General features: G+C 57.5%; 18 protein-coding genes. 9 read left to right on the top strand and 9 right to left on the bottom strand.

From position 1 onward, the window contains the following. Window positions 1-149: 149 nt before the first annotated feature. The 3 genes from V2391_RS06430 to V2391_RS06420 are packed head-to-tail and all read right to left on the bottom strand — an operon-like array spanning window position 150 to window position 2,117. A complete protein-coding gene (locus tag V2391_RS06430; RefSeq protein WP_329738658.1) occupies window positions 150-1,121 on the bottom strand; it encodes a TlpA family protein disulfide reductase in 972 nt (323 codons plus the stop codon). A gap of 29 nt (window positions 1,122-1,150) precedes the next feature. Beyond that, complete coding sequence (locus tag V2391_RS06425; RefSeq protein WP_329738657.1) at window positions 1,151-2,053, bottom strand: 4Fe-4S binding protein; 903 nt, start codon at window positions 2,051-2,053, stop codon at window positions 1,151-1,153. After that, window positions 2,046-2,117, bottom strand: a complete 72-nt coding sequence (locus tag V2391_RS06420) for a CD1871A family CXXC motif-containing protein (protein ID WP_254179316.1) — start codon at window positions 2,115-2,117, stop codon at window positions 2,046-2,048. The genes V2391_RS06425 and V2391_RS06420 overlap by 8 nt, the downstream gene beginning before the upstream one ends. 147 nt (window positions 2,118-2,264) lie before the next feature. On the opposite strand from V2391_RS06420, the gene V2391_RS06415 reads away from it, so the two are divergent. The 4 genes from V2391_RS06415 (at window position 2,265) to V2391_RS06400 (ending at window position 9,721) form a co-directional block, all read left to right on the top strand. Continuing rightward, entirely contained in the window at window positions 2,265-2,957 is a 693-nt protein-coding gene (locus tag V2391_RS06415; protein ID WP_442878000.1) for a response regulator transcription factor, read from the top strand. Continuing rightward, window positions 2,954-4,105 (top strand): HAMP domain-containing sensor histidine kinase, encoded by a 1,152-nt coding sequence (locus tag V2391_RS06410; RefSeq protein ID WP_329738655.1) that lies wholly within the window; start codon window positions 2,954-2,956, stop codon window positions 4,103-4,105. The genes V2391_RS06415 and V2391_RS06410 overlap by 4 nt, the downstream gene beginning before the upstream one ends. A 68-nt stretch (window positions 4,106-4,173) precedes the next feature. Continuing rightward, window positions 4,174-5,178: a helix-turn-helix domain-containing protein gene (locus tag V2391_RS06405; RefSeq protein ID WP_329738654.1), complete on the top strand. Its 1,005-nt coding sequence runs from the start codon at window positions 4,174-4,176 to the stop codon at window positions 5,176-5,178. Window positions 5,179-5,335: 157 nt separating this feature from the next. Next, window positions 5,336-9,721, top strand: a complete 4,386-nt coding sequence (locus V2391_RS06400; RefSeq protein WP_329738653.1) for a hypothetical protein — start codon at window positions 5,336-5,338, stop codon at window positions 9,719-9,721. 110 nt (window positions 9,722-9,831) lie between these two features. Here the strand turns inward: V2391_RS06400 and V2391_RS06395 are convergent, their stop codons facing one another. Next, window positions 9,832-10,845, bottom strand: a complete 1,014-nt coding sequence (locus V2391_RS06395; RefSeq protein ID WP_329738652.1) for a hypothetical protein — start codon at window positions 10,843-10,845, stop codon at window positions 9,832-9,834. A gap of 468 nt (window positions 10,846-11,313) precedes the next feature. Here V2391_RS06395 and V2391_RS06390 point away from each other — a divergent pair, with 468 nt between their 5' ends. The 3 genes from V2391_RS06390 (at window position 11,314) to V2391_RS06380 (ending at window position 16,706) form a co-directional block, all read left to right on the top strand. Next, entirely contained in the window at window positions 11,314-13,311 is a 1,998-nt protein-coding gene (locus V2391_RS06390) for a DNA gyrase/topoisomerase IV subunit B (protein WP_329738651.1), read from the top strand. A 45-nt stretch (window positions 13,312-13,356) separates the two neighbouring features. Beyond that, the gene (locus V2391_RS06385; RefSeq protein ID WP_329738650.1) at window positions 13,357-15,597 is read left to right on the top strand and encodes a DNA gyrase subunit A; all 2,241 of its coding nucleotides are present in this window, start codon (window positions 13,357-13,359) and stop codon (window positions 15,595-15,597) included. A 245-nt stretch (window positions 15,598-15,842) separates the two neighbouring features. Beyond that, entirely contained in the window at window positions 15,843-16,706 is an 864-nt protein-coding gene (locus V2391_RS06380) for an ATP-binding protein (protein ID WP_329738649.1), read from the top strand. A gap of 109 nt (window positions 16,707-16,815) precedes the next feature. Here the strand turns inward: V2391_RS06380 and V2391_RS06375 are convergent, their stop codons facing one another. From V2391_RS06375 to V2391_RS06365, 3 genes are all read right to left on the bottom strand, one after another. After that, window positions 16,816-17,346 carry a flavodoxin family protein gene (locus V2391_RS06375; RefSeq protein ID WP_329738648.1) on the bottom strand — a complete coding sequence of 177 codons (531 nt, stop codon included), beginning with the start codon at window positions 17,344-17,346 and terminating at the stop codon, window positions 16,816-16,818. Window positions 17,347-17,491: 145 nt separating this feature from the next. Further along, entirely contained in the window at window positions 17,492-18,463 is a 972-nt protein-coding gene (locus V2391_RS06370) for an alpha/beta hydrolase (RefSeq protein ID WP_329738647.1), read from the bottom strand. Window positions 18,464-18,465: 2 nt separating this feature from the next. Continuing rightward, window positions 18,466-19,230, bottom strand: a complete 765-nt coding sequence (locus V2391_RS06365) for a carboxymuconolactone decarboxylase family protein (protein ID WP_329738646.1) — start codon at window positions 19,228-19,230, stop codon at window positions 18,466-18,468. 268 nt (window positions 19,231-19,498) lie between these two features. On the opposite strand from V2391_RS06365, the gene V2391_RS06360 reads away from it, so the two are divergent. Beyond that, entirely contained in the window at window positions 19,499-19,939 is a 441-nt protein-coding gene (locus tag V2391_RS06360; protein WP_329738645.1) for a MerR family transcriptional regulator, read from the top strand. Window positions 19,940-20,215: 276 nt separating this feature from the next. Here V2391_RS06360 and V2391_RS06355 read toward each other — a convergent pair whose 3' ends face one another. Continuing rightward, window positions 20,216-20,674, bottom strand: a complete 459-nt coding sequence (locus V2391_RS06355) for a VOC family protein (RefSeq protein WP_329738644.1) — start codon at window positions 20,672-20,674, stop codon at window positions 20,216-20,218. Window positions 20,675-21,395: 721 nt separating this feature from the next. On the opposite strand from V2391_RS06355, the gene V2391_RS06350 reads away from it, so the two are divergent. Beyond that, complete coding sequence (locus V2391_RS06350) at window positions 21,396-21,656, top strand: YjdF family protein (protein ID WP_329738643.1); 261 nt, start codon at window positions 21,396-21,398, stop codon at window positions 21,654-21,656. A gap of 280 nt (window positions 21,657-21,936) precedes the next feature. On the opposite strand, the gene V2391_RS06345 is transcribed toward V2391_RS06350, so the two are convergent. Then, complete coding sequence (locus V2391_RS06345; protein WP_329738642.1) at window positions 21,937-22,836, bottom strand: LysR family transcriptional regulator; 900 nt, start codon at window positions 22,834-22,836, stop codon at window positions 21,937-21,939. Between the last annotated feature and the right edge of the window lie 52 nt (window positions 22,837-22,888).

The following is a 22,888-nucleotide window of genomic DNA, read 5'->3' as shown; positions in this document are numbered from 1 at the left end:
GAATGTAACGAACCGCGCCAAAAAACGAACGGGACGGTGCCTAAAAGAAGAGGTCCCGAGCGGGACCTCTTTATGGTGGAGTTTATCTTGAAAGGTAGCGGACTACTTCGCACAGCGACACACGATCCTCGCTACGCCTTACGCGTTTTTTACTGCCCGCTATTCGCAATCGCCTGGTCGATAAGCTTGTCGAGCGCTGCGCGCTGCTCGGCGGAGCTGATGGCTCCCACGATTGGATCCCCTACGATGTTGCCATTCTGATCGATGACATACGTTGTCGGGAACGAGAACAAATTTGACGTAAACTTACCGGCCTCGCTATCCGACTTGAACCAGATGTTCTTATATGTCACGCCCTTCTTGCTCAGCACGTCCTTGGCATCTGCAATCTCGCCCTTGTTGCCATCGAGCGTAAAGGAATTGACGCCCACGACCTGGCCGCCCTTCTCGGCAAGCTCCTGATTCAGTTTCTCAAGATCGCCCAGCTCGCCCACGCACGGCTTGCACGTGGTGAACCAGAAGTTCATGACGGTGACCTTGTTCTTAGAGAACAGCTCGTCGCTGCTCACGTCGTTGCCATCCAGGTCCTTGCCCGTAAAGCTGGGGAACTTCGTCGTCTCGCTCGAAGCATTGGCACCAGCCGTCATGCCAGCGGCCGAAGCGTCGACGCTCTCGCCTGCGCTCGGCGTGCTTCCACAGCCGGGGAACTCCTTCTCCAGGCTCTCGAGCTTGTCCTCGATCTCCTTGATCTGCTGTGCACCGGCCTTGAGCGTCTTAAGCTCATCCGCCGTGAACTCATCCTTGGCGCCGTCGATGGTCTTGAGCAGGAAATCGCCGTAATTGCTGCCGTCCTCAATCATTGCCGAGTCTTTATTTGCCGCATTGAATACCTTTTCCCACAGCGCGTTATCACTCGAAAAGATCTCGTTCTCCTTCTGCATGAGCTTCGCATACAGCTCGGCGGCCTCGTCGGCATTGGCCGGCTTCTGCGCAGTGAGTTCTGCGATCTTAGGATCGGAGCTCGCAGATTCGCTCGCATTGCCACCGGGCGCCGAACATGCCACAAGGCACAAGGCCAATACCGGCACCATAAACAGGGCCGCAATCTTAGAAAGCTTCATGGTCATTCCTCCGTTTTGTCGAAGCTTGTTTACTTTTTATCGGCGGTCAAGGGGAGCTTTTCCGCCGACACATCCAGGCCATAGCGATAGCTGATGGCATCGACGGGACAGGCCCCGATGCACTTTCCGCACCGGATGCATTCGGCATGATTGGGCGCGCGGACCACATCAACGTCCATCTGACAAACCTTTGAACACTTGCCGCACGAGACGCATTTGCATGCATCGACCCGGATCCCCAGTAGGGATACCTTATTCATGAGCGCATAGAATGCGCCGAGTGGACAAATCCATTTGCAGAAGGGGCGGTAGAACAAAACGCTCAGCACTACCACGGCAATGAGAACGGCAAGTTTCCAAGTAAAGAGCTGTCCCAACGCAGATCGAATGCCGGCATTGGCAGCCGCCAGCGGAATGGCGCCCTCGAGCACACCCTGTGGACAGATGTACTTGCAAAAGAACGGGTCTCCCATCCCCACGTCGTTAACCACCAAGACGGGCAGCAGCACCACGGCAAACAGCAGCACGGCGTACTTGATATACGTGAGCGGCTTGAGCTTTTTTGTCGACAGCTTTTTGCCGGGAATCTTGTGCAGGAGCTCCTGCAGCCATCCAAACGGGCACAAAAAGCCGCACACAAAACGCCCCAACAGCACGCCAATCAGAATGAGCGTTCCGGTCACGTAATACGAGAAGCTAAATTTTGACGAGCCCACCACCGACTGAAACGATCCGATGGGGCACGCGCCCGAAGCCGCTGGACACGAGTAGCAGTTGAGTCCAGGTACGCAGACTGTTTTTCCCGCGCCCTGATAGATGCTTCCTTTGGCAAAGTTTGGCAGGTGAATATTGGTGACCAGCGTCGCCGCCGCCTGAATGAATCCGCGAAATCGGGCCAAAACATGCGACGCAGTGTTTTCTCTTTTATCCAATTCCGATACACTCCAAGCACAGCCTAATCGCTTTGGCCAGCACGGCATCCGCCTCGCCACGCATAACACCAAAGCACACCATGGTGATTCCGACGATCAACAAAGCGACCTGTACCACGGGTTTTACCGCTTTGAACAACTCGACCACTCCTTTCGTTACGCGACCATTGGACCATATCGACTATAAAATCCGTGTTAAGCGCGATTTGGAATGTGCAGGGAGACTGTTATGCGTATTTTGATCGTCGAAGACGAGCGAGCACTGTGCGATGCAATCGCGCGCAGCTTGCGAAACTTGGCGTACAGCGTCGACTGCTGTCACGACGGACAGGAGGCGCTCGACCTACTGGACGTTGAGGCCTTCGACCTCGTGGTGCTCGACCTCAACCTTCCCCGTATCGACGGCATGACCGTACTCAGGGAACTTAGGAAAACTGACTGCGAGACTAAGGTACTGATTCTGTCCGCACGTGGCGGAGTATCCGATAAAGTCGCCGGACTCGATGCCGGCGCCAACGATTACCTCACCAAGCCGTTTCATCTGGACGAGCTTGCGGCAAGGATTCGCAGCCTTACCCTCAGACGCTTTACACAAAGCGACATAGTTTTAGCCTGCGGAAAGCTCCGCTTTGACACCAAGGCGCGCATCGCTTCCGTGGACAGCGAGGCTTTATCTCTTACGCGCAAGGAAACGGGAATCTTGGAATACCTGATGCTTAATCAGGGGCGACCGGTAAGCCAAGAGGAGCTTATAGAGCACGTTTGGGATAGCACCGTGAACAGCTTTAGCAACGCAACCCGCGTTCATATCTCGTCGCTCCGCAAAAAGCTACGCAGCGCTTTGGGATACGACCCGATTCGCAATCGGATTGGAGAGGGCTACGTTATGGAGGATGGAGAATGAAAGGGCTTTCGCTGCAATGGCGCATAACGATCATGACGGCACTGCTGACGTGTGCGGCGTGCGTGCTGACGAACTGCCTGGTCGGCTATACGGGCATGCGCTATATGGATGCCATCGGCAGTAATATCTCGGCCTTTAACGCAACCGGCGAAGATTCGCCCCAGGCGTTCGACCCAACGAAAGCGACCCTCGATGACGAGGTCACGATCGTCGTAAACGACGCACAGGAGTCTTTTGGCACGATAACCTGGTGCATCACGGCTGGAATCACACTCCTTGGCGGCGTGCTGGCATACTTTGTGAGCGGCCATGCACTCAAACCGCTACGGGCTTTTGCAGCCCAGGTTGAGCGCGTGCAGCCTGACAACCTAAGCGAAATCAGACTCAGCAAAGATGTACCCACCGAACTGCAGCGATGCAGCGCCTCATTCAACGATATGATTGGCCGACTCGACGAAGGGTTCTCTGCACAGCGTCAGTTTACCGGCAACGCCGCGCACGAGTTGCGCACCCCGCTCGCCCTTATGCAGGCACAGATTGAACTATTCATCTCCGAGCACTCCGGTTTGCAACCCGAAACAGCCGAGCTGCTCGGCCTGCTACAAGAACAAACTGAGCGAATGTCGCGGATGACCAAGGTGTTGCTCGAGATGAGTGAGCTCCGCAGCGTCCCTTGCGGGGACGCCGTTGAACTCGGTCCCTTGTCCGAAGAGGTCCTCACCGACCTTGCACCACTTGCCGAAAATAAGGGCATAGCCCTCAATTGTGCTGGAGACGCTTTAGTAATCGGGAACGATGCGCTCCTCTATCGGCTGGTGTTTAACCTGGCCGAAAACGCCATCCGTTACAGCCACCCCGGCTCGACTGTCAACGTCTCCATCTGCGACAACGACAGCCACGTGTTCCTGCGAGTCGAGGACCAGGGCCCGGGAATACCCAAGCAGTACCGTGAGAGCATCTTCCAACCGTTCTTTCGCCTGGATAAATCCCGCAGCAGGGCATACGGCGGCGCAGGACTCGGACTAGCGCTCGTTTGGGAGATTGCAGCGCTTCACGGTGGCACGGTAGAGGTCGAAGCAAGTTCTGAGAACGGGACCACCATGCTCGTAAGCCTTCCAAAACGATCCGCAGCGTTAACCGAACAGTAAAACGAAAGGGGTCCCGAGCAACAGGAGTACAATTGCTGCTATTGTTGCCAGCTGTTGGGAGATGGAAGATGGACTGCGATGGCTACCCATGCGTTCCCATGCCGTTGATGTGCACCGCCTTTGTGCCGGGCCAGATTGACGCTGCGGTTGCAGGCATTTCCGACCCCGATTCACGCACCATCGCCACAGCAGAAGCGCTGTACTTTCGCGGACAGGCCACGCTCGCCGCCGAGACAGCACGCCCCTATCTAGACGCCACCGACCCCGCACTGCGCTATTCCGCATGCTTTATCTGTGGATATGCCAGTCTGTCGCTCAACCGTATCGCCGATGCCCGCCGTTGCCTTGCGGGCATCCTCGATACGCCAACTGACGAGGAATCGCCCGCCGTCCACGCCACGCATATCCTGTTCGCCTCCGCCGCGAGCGTCCTGCTGCACTTGCCTTCCCCGTATTCTGCCGAAGAGTTTTATCCACTTGCGGCGCACCTGCCCGAAGGCCTGCGCCTGTTCGCCAGCTACGTGATGGCGCACGCCTTGTATCTGCGCGGCGAATACGGCCGCAGCCTGGGCATGGCGGAAAACGCCCTGATTATGAAACAGGGAAGCTATCCGATCTCGGAACTGTTCCTGCACTTGTCGGCTTCTATGGCCCTCATGAGTCTCAAAGACGTCGACGCCGCAAAAGCGCATTTTGAAGCCGCTTGGGACATTGCGCGCCCCGACGGCCTTATCGAACTCATTGGCGAGCACCACGGCCTTTTGCAGGGACTCATCGAGGCATGCCTAAAATCGCAATACCCTGACGATTTCGCACGCATCATCGAGATTACGTATCGATTCAGCTACGGCTGGCGGCGCATCCACAACCCCGATTCGGGCGAGGACGTGGCCGACGATTTAACGACCACAGAGTTCACCATGGCCATGCTCGCCTGCCGCGGATGGACCAACGCCGAAATCGCACGCCACATGGAAGTATCGCCGGGCACCGTTAAAAATCGCCTATCAGGAGTGTATGCCAAGCTTGGTATCGGAACTCGCGCCGAGCTGGTTGCCCACATGTTGCGCTAGCGGCCAGACTGCCCGGCATATCGAAAGCACCCCGGGGGCCTGACGCTTTCGCGCGCTCAATTTGGACATTTTGACCCTTGAACGGCACTACCGCCACGGGGCACCTTCTCGCAAAATTGGATTATTTCCTCCGATATTTGCGGGATGGGAGCCCAAAATGCTTGATCGCCGTTCGTTACTTATCGCCGGAGCGTCCTCGCTGGCAAGCATTATGTTGCCGCGCGTGCCGGGAAGCGCAAACGCCTTCCTGCTGCCGTTCGCGCCCACCGAAGCCTATGCCGACGAAAAAGACCCCTTCAGGGTGCTCGTTCTCTCGCGCACTATGTTCGGCGTGGTGGTGGTCGACGTCGCCAACAAGAATACGCCCATCACGGGTGCCCAGGTCACGCTCACATCGCGCTATGCCGCAGGCAAGCAGCTCACCGCCACTACCGATAACGAAGGCACGGCCATCTTTGAGGTCGCGCCACTTTCGGAAGGCTACGTGGACGAGGCGACGCTCCTTGACGCGTACGACTTTAACGGTGGCATCTCCATTAGCATGGCGGGCTACCGTGATGTCGAGATTCCCCTTGCGCGTATCCAGGGCGGCACCGCCATAACCGCGCCCACGCGTCCGCTTTCCGACGGCGAGCCGTACTTCCGCCAGCTCACATTCGACGAATGGGACATCCAGTACGCCGACGCTACGTTCATGGCATTGCCGAAGGACGACACGGCAAACGATCAGCCCGACACGCACGCTTTTACCGTGCAGGCCCATCTGCCGCAGGGCGGGCAGGCAACGTTGCATATCAATAAAGTGATGCCCGCTGCGGGCAGCTCATCCGAAACCGTCACGCAGATTGGCCAAGTCAAGGCCAGCGCATCGGGCGCGGATAATCTGGCGACGTTCACGCTCGAGGACAAGTTCCTCGATGCAGCGTCGAGCCTTCTGGAAGAAGGATGCAAGCTGCGCTTTGTCCTCGACTACCAGGGCAAAACCTACACGCTCTCCTCCCCCATGGCCGTTGTTACCGCGCCGGCGGCAAAGGCGGAATCCGGATCGACCACTATCGTCCCCACCACCATGGACCAAGAGATCACTCCGTTTGATTTCCCCGCAGCGTTTCCCGGCATCGGCGGCAATAAGTTCACGTGCTGGATGCCCTCGTTCCCCATTTTGTTCGATTTCTCTTTTGCCGGGTACGTGCTGTTTGGCGGAGGATACAAACCGGTCGGCTACATGAACGATTCAGGCAATCCGGATCCGGAGTACTGGAAGAAATCGCCGCGTGAGTCGGGCGCCAAGCAGGCAAACCGCTACCTCGACGAGATGGAGGGGAAGTGGAATCAGTACAAGAGCATGAGTGCCGGTTCGGGAACCGATCCAAGAAACACTAAGCTCCTTCGCCACCATTGCACGCTGCTGTTCACGATGGATATCGCCACACAGCTGTACGGCTCGCTCGCCTACGATTGGGTGGGCAAAACCTGGGGCAACAACAACGACCCCGCATACGGCAATATTAAGGCACTCTTCCAAGTAAGAACCGACCTCAATTGGACCGAGCAGTTTACCCTAGGACCGGTGCCGTTTTTCCTAAACGTCAATCCCTGGGTGCTGGCGAAGCTGGCGCTCGCCGTGGGTGCCCACACGCACGGCAGCGGCGCGGCGTTTTTTAAAAACATTTCGCTCGACTATTCAAACACCTCGGGCTCGTTCACCATCCAGATCGGGCTTGCCGTCACCTTTGGCGCCGGCGTTGCAGGCGTCGCTTCGTCTGCCGTGCGCGGCGCCGCATCCCTCACGCTGTTCATTGGGTACGAGAAGGCAGATGGACACCAGCTTCCGCGACTGCGCGTAGGTGCAAACGTCGATGTCGATGTGATACTCCAGTTCGTCATGTTCAAGTGGACCGCCAAGGCTTGGTCGGGGTCGTGGCCCACACTCCTCGATTCGTGGAATATGTCGGTGAACAATGGCAACCAGTATGTGCTCCAGCGCTCTGAGCTCGCATTGGGCGGAGATACGCCTTACACGCTGGATGCCCGCTTCGGCACTCCCGGCAACATCGAGGCGGGCGGCGTGCCGCAATTTATCGCATCGGCCACCATCGTCACCAACGCCGAGCTGCTCGCACGCGCCGAGGTTAAGGCCACTGCCGTAAACGTTGCGCCTGTCGTGCGCGATTGGGATCAAGCGGTCACGCGCATTGAGCTCGAGGCAGATGCAGAAAGCGACGACACGGGACAGATCGAGCATTTCGTCCATGCACTGATAGGGAACGACGAAAACGCCGCGCCGATGTACGAGTACACCTATATCGGGCAGGCGACGAACGCCGTTGCGGACCCCAACGCCAATTCTGCTGGTGTATCGGAGGACGAGCGTGGCGGCATCAAACCCTCGAGCGACAACGTGCTGTTTACTGGCGTGCTCAGCGAAGCTCACATGAAGCTGGCGATTATCGCCGGCGTAGAATGCCTGTTCCGTATCGCCTCGGTGCGCTACGGCGACAATGGCCGTTCGCGCCTGGTGGTGCACACAAAGGCAAACGGCACGTGGTCTGCCCCCACGCCCGTGGACTTTCCCCTTGGGTTTGGCGAGGGCGACGTGGAGCGCGACGGCATATACGATTACGACTTCGACGTGGTGGAATATACGGACGGAAGAGGAAACCAGGACGCCTACGTGCTGCTGATCTCGGGCGAGCGCCCCGCCGGTGACAACACTCTTTTCGATACGGCGAGCACATCCGGCATACTGTCCGTTGCGCGCCTGCGCATAAGCAACGACGGAGTTCGCGTGATATCGCACACGTCATGGCGCAGCATCTCGCGCGGCCGCCTGCAAGAGGATGGCTACCATTGCCTTCAGTGCCCGCGTATCACGGTGGGCAAAACGCTTGTCGACGGACGTCTGTCGGGCGCCTACCTCCACCGCCACGGAACCACCGCAGAGAAGGCGCTCGGCAGCGAGGCCGAGGTTGCGCTGGAATGCTTTACCCTGTGGTCGGACGTTTCGGGCGACAGCCTGACGTTCCGCCAAGTTCTCCGCTTTCCTCAGGCACCGTCGAGCATCGAGCTGGGCGAACCCGAAAATATCAACGGCAAAATGGTGGTGCCCGTTGCATACGAGACCGCAGACGGTTGCGGCTGCGCATCGTACGCCGTGATCGGCCAGTCCATTGCGGGCTGGGGCGTTATGTCACCAGACGCCACGGTACCCCGTGCGGTGCCGTGGCCACAACATTCGGGCTTTTTGGCAACCGTCAACGAGCAACTGCAGCATATTACTTGGACGCGAGGCGCATCGGCATTTGCAACGCAGCCCGTGGGTGCCGCAGGCTGTGGCCCGGCATCGTTTAGCGTAAGCAACAACGGCAGGTGCGTGCTCTATGTAGAGAACACCGACGGCAAGGTGGGACAAACCTACGACGAAGAAGACAACCCGGTAGCAGTGATGGGCAAGCACTTCCGCATCTTCGCCAGCACCTTGGCAGGCGATTTGTTCACGGAGCCGTTCGTGATGTGCGAGCTGGACCATCCCGTCGATCAGATAACGACATTTTTGACGTCGGGCGGCATGCTCTCCGCGCTCGCCACACACATTGTGAGCGCAGAGAAGAGCGAGGCAGAGCTGCACGGCATCGAAGTGCCCTTGGTGGCGTGTGCCACTCCGACGGGCGCGGTCGCCACCTCGGGCGCGGTGGTGCCCGGAGCAGCAGGCGAATCCTTCATGGTCACGGTGCGAAACGACGGCAACACCTTGCTAACCGCCGGCACGATCGATCTGTACCGCGAGGGCTCCAGCCAGCCGTTCTCCAGCGCATCCATCGGATTCGGAGTGAACGCACGCATGGCTTCGATCCACGATCCAGAGCTTGCCGAGGATGCTTCGGCCAACGACATGGCACACGTAAAGTACGCGCTCGAGACGCTGGGTGCACGTTTTGCAACGCACCCGCTGGTAGCCGACAACGGCAACGCCGTGCTGGCACCGGGTTGCACGGCACAGTTTCGCATGAGCTTCGCCATCCCCGAGAGTTGGAGCGACGAAGTGGGCAAACGCGTAACGCTGTATGCGAAGGCGCGTAATCTGGTGGCGCTCGATCCCGTAACGCTCGAGGAAATTCGACCGGGCGCAAACTCGGCGCTGGGTGCCGTACTGCACGAGCTTCATGCGCCCGACGAGGCATGCGAACGCTCAGAAGTTCAGGTCGGCGTATGCGACAGCGCGGATACGACAGGACTTCACGACGCCCCGATGACGGTCGACGGCGATGGCGGCTCGAGTGGCGGCGGTACTGACGAGGGCGGCGGCTCCGGCGGAAGCAGCTCCGGCAGCGGCAGTGGCTCTGGCGGTGACAAGGACCACGGCAATAACAAGCGCTCCGGAAAAGCAGACGCGCTTGCGGGCACGGGCGATGTCAACGCTCCCCTTACGGCAGCCGCTGCAGCACTCGCCGCAGCTGGTGCCGGCCTCGTCGCCTACAGCGCCCGCCGCACGGCGCTCGAAACCGACACCGCCAATGAGGTCAATTCGGATAGGCCTCACTAGCTCCTAGTTACTTTTGCGAGAGACGCCGACTAGGCTCATCGAGCACCAAAAAGGGCTGGCCCCGATAACTCGGAGCCAGCCCTGAGTCGCCTGACGTGAGAATCGCGGCGTTATTTGAGCTTCAGCGCCTCCATCATGGGCACGGCGGCATCCCAGTCGATCTTCCAGCCGATCGATACGCGGACAGTTTCACCCGTTGCGGGAGCCGTCGCAAACAGCGTATGGCCGTTGTCGGGACCGGTAAAGCGCAGCCACGTTATGCCGTTGTACTCGACCTGGTCGGTTGTTGTCTCCTTGCCTTCGTAGACCTGTTCTAGGCTTGCAACCTCTTCCTCCGGCGAGCGCGGGAAGATGCTGATGTTCAGACGTCCTCCAGTCTCGTCGTGGAAGAAGTTTGCCTTTTCGCGCTCTTCGTCGGACGAATCCAGCGTGTACCCATCGGCGGCCTCGATGCTGTACGATGCGCAGTCGATGCCCGTTAAATCTGCCTTCTCGCCAGAATCGGCCACGCCGCCGGCCGCCTTGAACTCCTTGGTCTCGCAGTCCGTGGTGTCAAAGTGCATGGCCTCATGATTCTTGACGGGGGCGTAGGCGTCTACGAACTCGACAGTGATGGGCCCGTAGTACGCCGTCTTGGGCGCCCAGAAATACACGTACTCAACGGTCTCGCCCGGACCGATATCTGGCCTCTTGGAAAGATCGATGCCCTCGTGAAGCTCATCGGGAGCCTCGCTTGCAACGTAGTCGAGCACGGCCGCCTTACCGGAAGTAAACAACGGGTCACCTGCCTCAAGATCGCCCTGGGCAGCATGCACGTTAAAGGAACTGAACGTCCTGTTCTTTGTGTTGTTGTTGGTGATCTTGATGTGCAGGTAAAAGCCGTCCTGCAGCTTGGCATCGCCGCGATAGAACGTACCGTGAGCCACAGACTCATAGGTAATGCCTGCTACCTCGACCGTCTGCGAATCATAGGCCTTGGCCTTCTTGGACTTCTCCTGCACAGGTGCGCTCCCGCCCGAGCCACTCGGCGCATTACCGCCGCAGCCAGCAAGCGTACACGCCAACACAGCCGAAAGCGCCACGGTGGGAATTCCTAACAGCAGCTTCTTCGTCATGGGCTTCATCATCCTCACCGCTCCTTTCGCTTGCAGCTCATCCGTTGCCCGAGGCCTTCGTCGCCCCGTGGCATCGGCTTCCACAATGAGCGTATGACGAAACACGGCGCCGGCGAAGTGACCCGTGGCCCAAATAACGCCCCATTAGACCCCCTTTCAGACCAAAAGGGCCCCAGTTCGCATACCCTCGGCCCACAAAACGAGACGCATGTCCCAATGTTCGATTCAATCCAACAATCCGCATGGCGCGTTTTTGACAAACGCGTCCAACCGCAAACGCAGCAGGACGCATTCGACCGCTTTCAAACTTACTCGGACAGAACCGACTCGGATTTGTCCGAGTAAACGCTGTTCCACCAAATTCCGAACGCTTGTTCGATGGATTTCGTGTTGGGTGGAATCGCCCAAGGGCTGGGCTATGCTACCTTGACTATCTATATGACTTAAACGCAGCAAAGGAGCACCGAGAGAGCGAGTATGGCAAAAAACACCGCAAACTATGGTAACGACAGTATCCGCCAGCTCAAGGACGAGGAGCGCGTACGCCTGCGCCCCGCCGTCATCTTTGGCTCGGACGGGCTCGACGGCTGCGCACATGCCGCCTTCGAGATCCTGTCCAACGCCGTTGACGAGGCGCGCCAGGGCTACGGCAAGCTCATCACCCTTACCGCCTTTCGCGATGGCTCCATTCAGGTAGAGGACAATGGCCGTGGCTGCCCGCTCGACTGGAACCCTTCCGAGAAGCGCTTTAACTGGGAGCTCGTCTTTTGCGAACTCTACGCTGGCGGCAAGTATAACAACAACCAGGGCGGCGACTACGACTTCTCGCTCGGCACCAACGGCCTGGGCTCCTGCGCGACTCAGTACGCTTCCGAGTACATGGACGTCACCGTCTGGCGTGACGGCAACAAGTACTCCTTACACTTTAAGAAGGGCAAGGTCGTCGGCGCCAAGAAGAAGGCACTCGAGATTGAGCCCAGCGACGAGGACCGCACCGGCACCACCATCAAGTGGCGCCCCGATCTTGAGGTCTTTACCTCCATCAGTATCCCCCACGATTGGTATCGCGAGACCATGCGCCGTCAGGCCGTGGTCAACGCCAGCGTGACCTTCCGCCTGCGCATCGAGGGCGACGACGGCGAGTTTTCCGAAGAGGATTTTTGCTATCCCAAGGGCATCGAGGACTACGTGCTCGAGAAGGTCGGCGCCGACTACCTTACCGAGCCCTTCTTTATCGAGGCCGACCGCCGCGGTCGCGACCGCGAGGACCTGCCCGACTACAACGTCAAGATCACCGCGTGCATGTGCTTCTCGCGCACCTTCATGATGCAGGAGTACTACCACAACTCATCGTGGCTCGAGAACGGCGGCTCGCCCGAGAAGGCCGCCCGTAGTGCTCTGACCAGCGCCATCGATGCCTACATCAAGCAACAGGGCAAGTACAACAAAAACGAGAGCAGCATTAAATGGCAGGACGTCCAGGACTGCCTGGTGCTGGTGACCAACTGCTTCTCCACCCAGACGTCCTATGAAAACCAGACTAAGAAGGCCATCAACAACCGCTTTATCCAGCAGGCTATGACGGCCTTCTTTAAGGAGCGCCTCTCGACCTACTTGATCGAGAACAAGGACGCCGCCAATAAGATCATGGAGCAGGTGCTCATCAACAAGCGCTCGCGCGAGAATGCCGAGAAGACGCGCCAGAGCATCAAGACCAACCTGCAGCAGAAGACCGACATGGCCAACCGCGTGCAGAAGTTCATCGATTGCCGCTCCAAGGACAAGAGCCGTCGCGAGATCTATATCGTAGAGGGCGACTCGGCAGCAGGCGCCATTCGCACCTCGCGCGATGCCGAGTTCCAGGGCGTTATGCCCGTCCGCGGCAAGATCCTCAACTGCCTGAAAGAGGACTACCCGCGCATCTTTAAGTCCGACATCATCATGGACCTCATGCGCGTGCTGGGCTGCGGCGTGGAGATCAAAGACAAGCGCATCAAGAACCTTGGCGCCTTCGATCTGGACAACCTCAACTGGAACAAGGTCATCATCTGTACGGACGCCGACGTCGACGGTTACCACATTCGCACGCTCGTGCTCACCATGCTCTACCGTCTGGTGCCAACACTTATCGACGAGGGTTACGTGTATATCGCCGAGTCGCCGCTCTACGAAATCAACTGCAAAGAAAAGACCTACTTTGCCTACACCGAGCTCGAGAAGAACGGCATCCTCAAGGAAATAGGCGACCAGAAGTGTTCCATCAACCGCTCCAAGGGTCTTGGTGAGAACGATCCGGACATGATGTGGCTCACCACCATGAACCCCGAGACGCGTCGTCTGATCAAGGTGGAGCCCGAGGACGTCACTAAGATGGAGACCATGTTCAACCTGTTGTTGGGCAATGACGAGGCAGGCCGCAAGCGCCATATCTCCGAGCACGGCAAGGAATACCTCGACCAGCTGGACCTGCAATAGCAGCAAATCGATAACGACGGCCCTTAAGAAGTTCAAGAGGATATCGTGGCAAAGAAGAAGACGAAGAACCAGCCGAAGAAAAAGCAGGTCAACGCCGAGAACGTCATCGGCCTGCACTCCGAGGTCACCGATCAGCCGATCACGCAGACGCTCGAGGTCAACTACATGCCCTACGCCATGAGCGTCAACGTCTCGCGTGCGTTCCCCGAGATCGACGGCTTTAAGCCCTCGCACCGCAAGCTGCTCTACACCATGTACAAGATGGGTCTGCTCAAGGGCGAGCGCCAGAAGAGCGCCAACATCGTGGGCCAGACCATGAAGCTCAACCCGCATGGCGATGCCGCGATCTACGAGACGATGGTGCGTCTGGCAACCGGCAACGAGGCGCTTCTTGCCCCCTTCGTGGAGTCAAAGGGCAACTTTGGCAAGTACTATTCGGGCGACCTGAGCTACGCCGCCTCGCGTTATACCGAAGCCAAGCTCTCCCCCATCAGCGCAGAGATCTTCAAGGACATCGACAAGGACCCGGTCGACTTCGTCGACAGCTACGACGGCGCCATGAAGGAGCCGCGCCTACTGCCCACCACGTTCCCCAACATCCTTGTCTCGGCCAATAAGGGCATCGGCGTCGCCATGGCGTCCGACATCTGCGGTTTCAACCTCAACGAGGTCTGCACCGCCACCATGCACTACCTGCAGGACCCTGACTGTGACCTGCTCGAGTACATGCCCATGCCCGACTTCTCGACCGGCGGCGAGATTATCTACCGCCGCGAGGAGATGGAAAAGATCGTCGAGACCGGCCTTGGCAGCTTCCAGATCCGCTCCCGCTGGCGCTGGATTCCCGAAGAGCGCATTATCGAGGTCTACGAGATCCCCTACACCACCAAGACCGATGTCATCATCGAGCGAATCGTCAAGCTCTCCAAAGAGGGCAAGGTCAAGGAGATCGCTGACATCCGCGACGAGACCGACCTCTCGGGCCTGCGCATCGCCATCGACCTTAAGCGCGGTGTCGACCCCGACAAGCTCATGGCCAAGCTCTATCGCTCGACCACACTGCAGGATTCGTTCTCGTGCAACTTCAACGTGCTGGTCGATGGTTACCCTCGCGTTATGGGTGTGCGTCAGATCCTGCACGAGTGGGTCAAGTGGCGTATTGAGTCCACGCGTCGCCGTATCAACTTTGACCTGGGCAAAAAGTCCGAGCGCCTGCACCTGCTGCACGGCCTCGAGGCGATTTTGCTCGACATCGACAAGGCCATCGCTATCATCCGCGGCACCAAGCTCGAAGCCGAGGTCGTGCCCAACCTTATGCGCGGCTTCGACATCGACGAGACCCAAGCCGAGTTTGTTGCCGAGCTTAAACTCCGCAACATCAACGAGGAGTACATCCTCAACCGCACCAAGGACATCGCCAAGCTAGAGGGTGAGATTGCCGAGCTTGAGGAGATCCTCTCCAGCGAGGAGAACATCAAGAAGGTCATCAGCGACGAGCTGGCCGCAGTCAACAAGAAGTACGTGATGCCGCGCCGCACGGGCAGGATTGAGCCCCATGAGGTTATCGAAGTAAGCTTGGAGCCCGAGGTCGAGGAGTACCCGGTCACCATCATGCTCTCGCGCGATGGCTACCTTAAGAAGATGACAGACCGCGTGCTCAAGAAGGCGACCACGCTCAAGTACAAGGACGGTGACAAACCCTTTATCGAGTTTCCGTCCTCCAACACCCACGAATTGCTGGTCTTTACCAACAAGAGCCAGGTGTACAAGTGCAAGGTTGCGGCGTTTGAGGATACCAAGTCGGCACAGCTGGGCTCGTACCTGCCGACCGATCTTGAGATGGAACCCGACGAGAGTGTCATCTGGGTCATCGACCCCGAGGACTACAAGGCCGACGTGCTGTTCGTCTTTGAGAACGGCCGCGTGGTGCGCGTCGCGCTTTCTGGATACGTCACCAAGACCAACCGCAAGCGCCTCAAGAACGCCATCTACGGTGGCAGCAAGCTACTGTATGCCCAGGTGCTCAAGGAAGATCGCGACATCGCGCTGGTCTCGAGCGACTATCGTTTGATGAACTTCAACACGTCGCTACTCAAGACCAAGACGACCACCAACACGCAGGGCGTCCAGGCTTTCACGGCCAAGAAGGGCCGCTCGGTCACCACCGTCGGCACGACCGAGGAGATTCTTGGCGCCGGCGTCTCGGCCGAGAAGTTCACTGCACAAAGCCTTCCCTCTGCCGGTGCCCTCATGAAGGAAAACGACATGCCGAGCTTGTTTGACTAAAACAACAGTGGCCAAACCGTCATGGGTTTACAAAGCAGCGGGGCCCGGAGCGCAGCAACATCGCGCTCCGGGCCCCGCTCGTTGCAACGTAGTCGGAATAATAGAACTCCCCGTTTTTCACTCCTGCAATCCCACGGCACAAGACATGTTAAGCCGTTAGCAAAACTTGCAAAATTTAGCAAAAGTTGCAAAAGTTAGCAAAACCTGCAAAGGGGCCACCATGGATTGCAGCAAATGTCTCCGCCATGCCAGGCATGCTCGAAGATATTATCGAGCGAACCAAAGAAGCCGCAGATAGTTACCTCTCACAGCCTCATGCGCGCATAAACGGCGTTCAAATTGGTCCAGTGGGCATCGATTGGACATATGCTCAAGAGGCCCAGGGCAACTGGCGCACACGTATGAATGGCATCTTTAAGCAACTCGAAAAACATGACATCGGACTTCTCATCACCATCGATGAAGTCACCGTCGATCTCGAAGAAATGCTTCAATTTGCCTCTGTTTACCAGCACTATGTACGCGAAGGTAAAAAAGTTGCACTACTCATGGCAGGACTGCCCTACAAAGTATCGGCGTTGCTGCGCAACGATTCCGTCTCGTTCCTCAGGCGTTCCCAATATCATCAGTTGGGACGAATCACTGACGTTGAAATTGCAAACGCATTCCGCAAAACCGTTGAGGCCGGAGGCCGCTCAATCACGCCAGAAGCGCTCGAGGATGCGGTGAAGGCCGTCGACGGATTTCCCTATATGATGCAGCTCGTCGGATATCGCACATGGGATGTTTCGGAGAACTCGCCCAAAATCAGTGCACCTGATGTACAGCAGGGTTCTCTGCTTGCCCACATGGAGCTGCGCGATCGAATTCTCGAAACTACCTATCGGGAGCTTTCCGATAAAGACATTGAGTTTTTGCTCGCGATGCTGCCCGATTCTGGCCCCAGCAGGGTCTCGGAGATAGCCAAACGCATGGGCGTCGCCAGCAACTACGCAAGCCAATACAAACGCCGCCTCCTGGAGGACGGCGTCATTGGAGAGCGCGGGCGTGGTCTCGTTGGCTTTGACATCCCCGCGTTCAGGGAATTCTTGAACGAGAAGGCGTTTTAGCACACCGGAATTGTCCGCGGAAGCATCAACGCATGGCAATCAGCATTCCTCTTGGTAAGAATAGCAAGCATTTTCCACCAACACCGATCGCCATGCGTTCCTCTTGTCCTTAGGCGAGCTTGCGAGCGAGCTCTCGCACCTCCTCCAACTTAGGCGACGATGCCATGCTGTCGCGCTCGGTCATACCGCTGATGGTGACAATGCCCCGGTCCTCCCACTTGCAGTACGCGCAGGTTGACTTGTACATAGCGATCGCCGCATCATAGACGCCCTCGCTGTGGCTATCGAGCAAAAGGGCCGTCTTGGTGAACGGGAAGCCCGTAGCACCAAAGGCGTACAGGCGGTCGATGGCGGCCTTCTCCTGCGCAGTGATATCGAACCAGTAGATAGGCGAAGCGAAGACAACCATATCGGCGCCTTTCAACGACTCGATCACGTCGGCCATGTCATCCTTCTGCACGCAGGTGCCCTCATGGGTAAAGCAGTACTGGCATCCCAGACAACCAGCGATCTTTTTGCCGGCAACGCGGATGACCTCGACCGTATGGCCGACCTCGCGCGCGGTCTCGGCAAACGCCTCGACCATGGTGTCGGTATTGGCGCCCTTACGCGGGCTACCACTCAATACAACGATATTCATAGGATTCCCTCTCCTTCATGCTGCAGGCGCGCAGCATGTTTTCTTGTAACCAAAACGAATGGAGCTATTCAAGCACCTCGTTTCAGCTACTCCCACTCTTTAGAAGAATCGTTGCTGGAGACTTGGCATTGAATCGAGGCACGCCTTATTTCAGATATTCCTCAAAGAATGCCTTCAGCTTTCCAAACGGAATGATGTCCATCTGATCGTAAAGGTCGGTGTGGCTGGCACCAGGGATAATGAGCAATTCCTTGTTGTCCCCCGTCAGCTTGCCGTACGCGGTTTCGCTGAAATAGCGGGAGTGCGCCTTCTCGCCATGCACCAGCAACACAGCAGAGCGGATTTCGCTGCTGTATTGCAAAATCGGCATATTCAAAAATGACAGCGAAGACGTCGCATTCCAGCCACCGTTGGAGTTCAGGCTGCGGGGATGATAGCCTCGCGGAGTTTTGTAGTAGGCATAATAGTCCGCTACAAACTGCGGCGCATCCTCCGGTAGCGGATCGACCACGCCGCCCGCCAGCGCATAGCTGCCGTTTTTATAGTCCTCGGTGCGCTGCGCGTTCAGCGCTTTCCGCTTTTCAAAGCGCGCCTGCTTGGAATCCTCGGCGTCAAAATAGCCGTTTGCGGTCACGCGGGTCATATCGTACATGGTCATAGCCGCGGTAGCTTTGATACGGGTGTCGATGGCTGCCGCATTGACTGCCATGCCGCCCCAACCGCAGATACCGATGATGCCGATACGCTCCGGGTCAACGCTTTCCTGCACAGAGAGGAAATCCACCGCTGCGCAAAAGTCCTCGGTGTTGATGTCCGGCGATGCTACATAGCGGGGCGTGCCGCCGCTCTCGCCGGTATAGGACGGGTCAAAGGCAATTGCGAAAAATCCCAGCTCCGCCATCTTCTGCGCGTACAGACCGCAGGACTGCTCTTTCACCGCGCCAAACGGGCCGCTGACGGCGATGGCGGGCAGCTTGCCTTCCGCGTTCTTAGGCACGTACACGTCGGCAGCCAGCGTGATGCCGTATCGGTTGTGGAAGGTCGCCTTGCTGTGCTCAACCTTGTCGCTTTTGGGGAATACCTTGTCCCATTCCTGCGTCAGTTTCAACTGCTCCATGCCTAAGCCTTCCCGTCAATCGCTTTAAGGTATTGCTCGTCGTCCACGGGCTCCAACCACTCGTTGGAGGCCTCCTCGCCCGGAACCTCCACCGCGAGATGGGAGAACCAGCTGTCGGGCGCCGCACCGTGCCAATGTTTCACACCCGGGGCGATGTTGACCACGTCGCCAGGGCGCAGTTCCTGTGCCGGTTTACCCCATTCCTGGTAAAGCCCTCGACCGGCCACGCAGACGAGGATCTGTCCGCCACCGCTTTTGGCGTGATGGACATGCCAGTTGTTGCGGCAGCCGGGCTCAAACGTCACATTGTAAACGCCGACTTGCTCGGTGGAAAGGGGCGCGAGGTAGCTTTGCCCGATAAAGTACTTCGCAAACGCGTCGTTGGGGACACCGATAGGAAAGGCCATCTCGTTTTGATGCTCAGCTCTTGCATCAGCGGCATCATCATCTGCCCAGACCTCCTTCGCCATGCGAAAGGCCGCCCACGCCTTGGACCATCCCGCATAAAACGCCGCATGCGTAAGGATTTCCGCTATCTCAGCCCTAGTCACCCCGTTGTTCTTTGCGGACATCAGATGATATTGGAACGAGGAGTCCGTCAGCCCCTGTGCCATCAAGGCAACCACCGTCACCACGCTGCGGTCTCGAAGGGAAAGCCTGTCTTCTCGGCTCCATACCTCGCCGAACAGCACATCGTCATTGAGCTGTGCAAATTTGGGGGCAAAATCCCCCAGGGCGTCTCTGCCCGCCGTCTGTTTAATTGCCATGATCGATTTCCTCCTATCGATGGTTCTGGACACGAATCCGTCTCCGCGCGGCTAAGTAGCCCGCCAAGATTTCCATGCCCATTCGTCGCGCCCGTTCCAGAGCGGGATGCCCGGCGATATCGCCCACACCGCTCACGCCGCCGGCGAAAACCGTTTTGCCCATTACGGATCACCCCTTGCGCTACCGATTTATATTGACGAGAATGAAGGTAATACCTAAACCTGACTTTAGGTCAAGGAGTGAATTCGAGATTTATTCGGAGGGGCCATGTACACAATCGGACAGGTGGCGGAAATGTTCGGCTTGCCCGCCTCAACGCTGCGGTATTACGACAAGCAGGGATTGTTCCCGGGGCTGGAGCGGACGTCCGGCATTCGTCGATTCGGCGACACGGAACTCGAGGCGCTTCGAGTCATCGAATGCCTGAAGAAAGCGGAGATGGAGATCAAGGACATCCGTCTGTTCATGGAATGGTGTGCGGAGGGCCCGTCCACTTACCCCCAGCGCAAGGCCATGTTCGAGGAGCGTAAGGCCCATATGGAGTCGGAGATCGAGAGCATGAACCGCGCGCTGGACATGTTGAAGTTCAAATGCTGGTACTACGGGCAGCTGAATCAGGGCAACAGCGAGGCTGAGCTGAAGGCACTGATTCCCGACGGCTTGCCAGAAGGAATCAAAGAGGCCTACGAAAACGCTCACGCTCGATAGTGCCGTCCGATGCTCAAAGGAGTTCGTCAAGGAGTTCTTTTTCGGGTAGCAATGAAAAAAGAAGGCCGCCGAACCAGAAGATTCGGAGGCCTTTATTCCTGCCACTTTGCTGATAGCGCAGTTCAGTGGCGATGCCGAAACGATCGATAATCCTCTTTGACGCTTGTTTAGCGAAATGGGAAGCGCATGACAGCCATCCAGCGAGCCCTGGGGTATCCGGGCAGAAAGGGCCTGTTGGCGAAATGGATCGACCGCTACATCCGCTGGGGCAAAAGATCACTTGTCCAGCGGCTGCATGATTTCTAATATGATTCCATCTGGATCCCGAAAGTAGAAGGCTCTGCTCCGGCCAAAGCCATCCTGCCGAAAATCAAATATCTGGGGAGCGGAGAAACACTCCACACCCTGCTCCACCAGTTTTTGATAGACCGCATCGGCATCCTCTGCATAGAAGCAAAGTTCTGATATGGAAGTTGTGAAAAGATCCGCGGGCTTGCGGTGAATTTCATCCTCCACAAACTGGATTAGTTCCACCGGCGGCATATGCAGCTGATCCGAGCCGTTCAGATAAGCAACCCGAGCCTTGCAGTTTTCTCGCCGGAACATTGCCTCCGTCTCTTTGCCCTCCATCAGGAGCTCCCCCTGATACTGAAGGCCCAGCACATCCCGATAAAACGCCACGGAACGGCCCAGGTCGCTGACAGTCAATCCCACATGGTAGATCTGTCCAATCATAAGTTCCTCCTCGTTAGTTGTTTTCTGCTGGTTCAATGAAGGCATGGAACAGAAAGGCAAGCCCAATTGTTAAGATAATGTGGCAGATTCCGGCAAGCCCTCCGATTATGTGATCCATAAAACTACCCATCGGAACTGCTTCGGTAAGAATAACGAAAGCACCAGGTCAAATGCCCCTATGGGTACCAAGAAGCTCAACTGGTTATTAAATGGGTACCGAACGTCAATGTAATCTTTGCTGAATTTAAACTTAATATCAAGGCTAGCTACGCGAATAATTGCTCATAAAGGGACACCCCTGAAAAATTGATGCCCCGATATCCAGCGTTGTCTGAGCTCACAGCAACCATGAGCTCAGACGACTTGCTGCAGAAAACCGATACGATACAAAAAAGAGAAGTGCCCCGTGATACCACAGGGCACTTTTAACAACTAATGCTCTTTTAAACGGAATTATTCCCACTCGGTTTCGAAACTTGAATTTTTTTGAAGTTTCGAAACCGAGTGGGAATATGCGCAAAGACGCGTCGGAGGGGTAAGCCCCAGCCACGTCATGTCGGCAGCGATGAAGGGCGCGTCCGCGCGTTCTACAATGCGGGCACCAGAGATGAAAACACAGTCTACATCGGGTAGTCGTGGGCGTGCGGGAGTCCGCATCAGTAACCTGCCTCCTTGGTTGTCCCTTCTCTGCATGGTCGTCTACATAAAGGAGGAACCAGCCATGCAGATCAGCGTGTCGTCCACCCTGACCGTATATCAGGACGGCCAATTCTGGGTCGGGCTGGCGGAGCATGTCGGGGGCGGAAGGTACGGCGTCGCCCGCATCGTCTTCGGCGCGGAGCCGTCCGATGAGGAGATTCTGCAATTCGTTGTCGGCAAATGGGAGAAGCTCTCGTTCTTCGGTGGCAAGCCGGCTGAGGCAAGCAAGCCCGCGAAGAACCCCAAGCGGCGCGCCCGCGAGGCGGCGAAAGCACTTAAGTAGCCGGCGATGAGCACCAGAGGTTCAAATGCTGGTACTACGACCAGGCGATTCAGGATGGCAACGAGAATAGAATGAAGGCGCTGATCCCCGACGATTTGCCGGAAGAGATCAAAGATACCTACGTAACGCCCACGCTCAATAATGCCGTCCGATGCTCAAGGGACCTTGCTCTATGGCGACGCCGAAACAGCATCAGGCGGTACTCGACGGTATCAAAACGCAAGCTCAGAAGCCAGTTCCCGTTATTCCCATAGGCATAAGCGCATCTGTTCGCGATTGCCTATCGATACTCTGCCTCGAGCACGGCAGACACCGCATCGAGGAACTCCCGCACATGGTCTGCGGGCTGCAGCGAATGAAGCAGTCCGTAAGACACGAGACAGTTCCAATCGGTAGGGACGGTTTTGAGCATGGGGTGGACGTTGGCCCACAACGGCAACGTCGCAAGCGCGAGGTCCTCGTTCGCGCCGCGATTGAACACCTCCGCCCGATATTGCGGGAAGTCTACGAGCGCGATTTGAGGATGATGCAAGAGTATCTCGTCGCGCACGCGGTCGATTTCGGCGTTCCAGCCCCGGCGTATAAGCATAAGACTGTGATTGTGGAGGTCGTCGAATGTGACGATGTCGCGTTTGGCGAGTTCGCTGTCGACGGGAACGGCGCACCAGAGCGGCTCGCGCGAAAGCTCGAGGCCCAGGCACCCGCGCTCTTTAAGAAAGGCATCGTCGAAAATCCCCACCACGATATCCATGTCTTGCCCGAGGTTCGCCAAACCGCGCGCCGCCGAGGGTGTGTTTTCAAACGTGACCACCTGAAGGCTCATGCCAGGGCAACGTTCCTTCACCTTCGGCCACAGCTTCGTGAGCGGCGTGCTGGGCGTCATGAGCGACACTCCCACGCGGATGATGCGCTTCTCTCCGCGCTCGGCGACGCGGGCGCGCGCGATTGATTCTTGAGAGTACTGCACGATATGGTGGGCGTCGGCGAGCAGCGACCTGCCTGCTCGCGTAAGTGAAAGCCCCTGATGCGATCGGTGGAACAGCGTAAGGCCTAGCCGCGACTCCAGCAGGTTCATCTGCTTGATGACGGCCGTGGGCGTGATGAAGGACTCTTGCGCCGCCTTGGAGAAACTGCCCGCCTCCGCCACGCGGATGAAAGTGTCAAGCTGTGGGTTGTACATCGATCCTCCTGTCACGCATTATGTGCCGTATATACCCCATGGTTATATCCAT

The sequence above is a fragment of the Collinsella sp. CM84Y_54 genome (assembly GCF_036317945.1).
Classification (GTDB): Bacteria; Actinomycetota; Coriobacteriia; order Coriobacteriales; family Coriobacteriaceae; genus Collinsella.
This window is presented reverse-complemented; position numbering and strand designations above follow the sequence as displayed.

What these genes read in the sequence shown, in the direction of transcription:
- V2391_RS06360 (WP_329738645.1), top strand. Translation starts at nt 19,499, where the DNA reads ATGTACACAATCGGACAGGTGGCGGAAATGTTCGGCTTGCCCGCCTCA.
- V2391_RS06355 (WP_329738644.1), bottom strand. Translation starts at nt 20,674, where the DNA reads ATGATTGGACAGATCTACCATGTGGGATTGACTGTCAGCGACCTGGGC.
- V2391_RS06415 (WP_442878000.1), top strand. Translation starts at nt 2,265, where the DNA reads ATGTGCAGGGAGACTGTTATGCGTATTTTGATCGTCGAAGACGAGCGA.
- V2391_RS06375 (WP_329738648.1), bottom strand. Translation starts at nt 17,346, where the DNA reads ATGAATATCGTTGTATTGAGTGGTAGCCCGCGTAAGGGCGCCAATACC.
- V2391_RS06365 (WP_329738646.1), bottom strand. Translation starts at nt 19,230, where the DNA reads ATGGCAATTAAACAGACGGCGGGCAGAGACGCCCTGGGGGATTTTGCC.
- V2391_RS06395 (WP_329738652.1), bottom strand. Translation starts at nt 10,845, where the DNA reads ATGAAGCCCATGACGAAGAAGCTGCTGTTAGGAATTCCCACCGTGGCG.
- V2391_RS06390 (WP_329738651.1), top strand. Translation starts at nt 11,314, where the DNA reads ATGGCAAAAAACACCGCAAACTATGGTAACGACAGTATCCGCCAGCTC.
- V2391_RS06400 (WP_329738653.1), top strand. Translation starts at nt 5,336, where the DNA reads ATGCTTGATCGCCGTTCGTTACTTATCGCCGGAGCGTCCTCGCTGGCA.
- V2391_RS06380 (WP_329738649.1), top strand. Translation starts at nt 15,843, where the DNA reads ATGCCAGGCATGCTCGAAGATATTATCGAGCGAACCAAAGAAGCCGCA.
- V2391_RS06345 (WP_329738642.1), bottom strand. Translation starts at nt 22,836, where the DNA reads ATGTACAACCCACAGCTTGACACTTTCATCCGCGTGGCGGAGGCGGGC.
- V2391_RS06430 (WP_329738658.1), bottom strand. Translation starts at nt 1,121, where the DNA reads ATGAAGCTTTCTAAGATTGCGGCCCTGTTTATGGTGCCGGTATTGGCC.
- V2391_RS06370 (WP_329738647.1), bottom strand. Translation starts at nt 18,463, where the DNA reads ATGGAGCAGTTGAAACTGACGCAGGAATGGGACAAGGTATTCCCCAAA.
- V2391_RS06410 (WP_329738655.1), top strand. Translation starts at nt 2,954, where the DNA reads ATGAAAGGGCTTTCGCTGCAATGGCGCATAACGATCATGACGGCACTG.
- V2391_RS06350 (WP_329738643.1), top strand. Translation starts at nt 21,396, where the DNA reads ATGCAGATCAGCGTGTCGTCCACCCTGACCGTATATCAGGACGGCCAA.
- V2391_RS06405 (WP_329738654.1), top strand. Translation starts at nt 4,174, where the DNA reads ATGGACTGCGATGGCTACCCATGCGTTCCCATGCCGTTGATGTGCACC.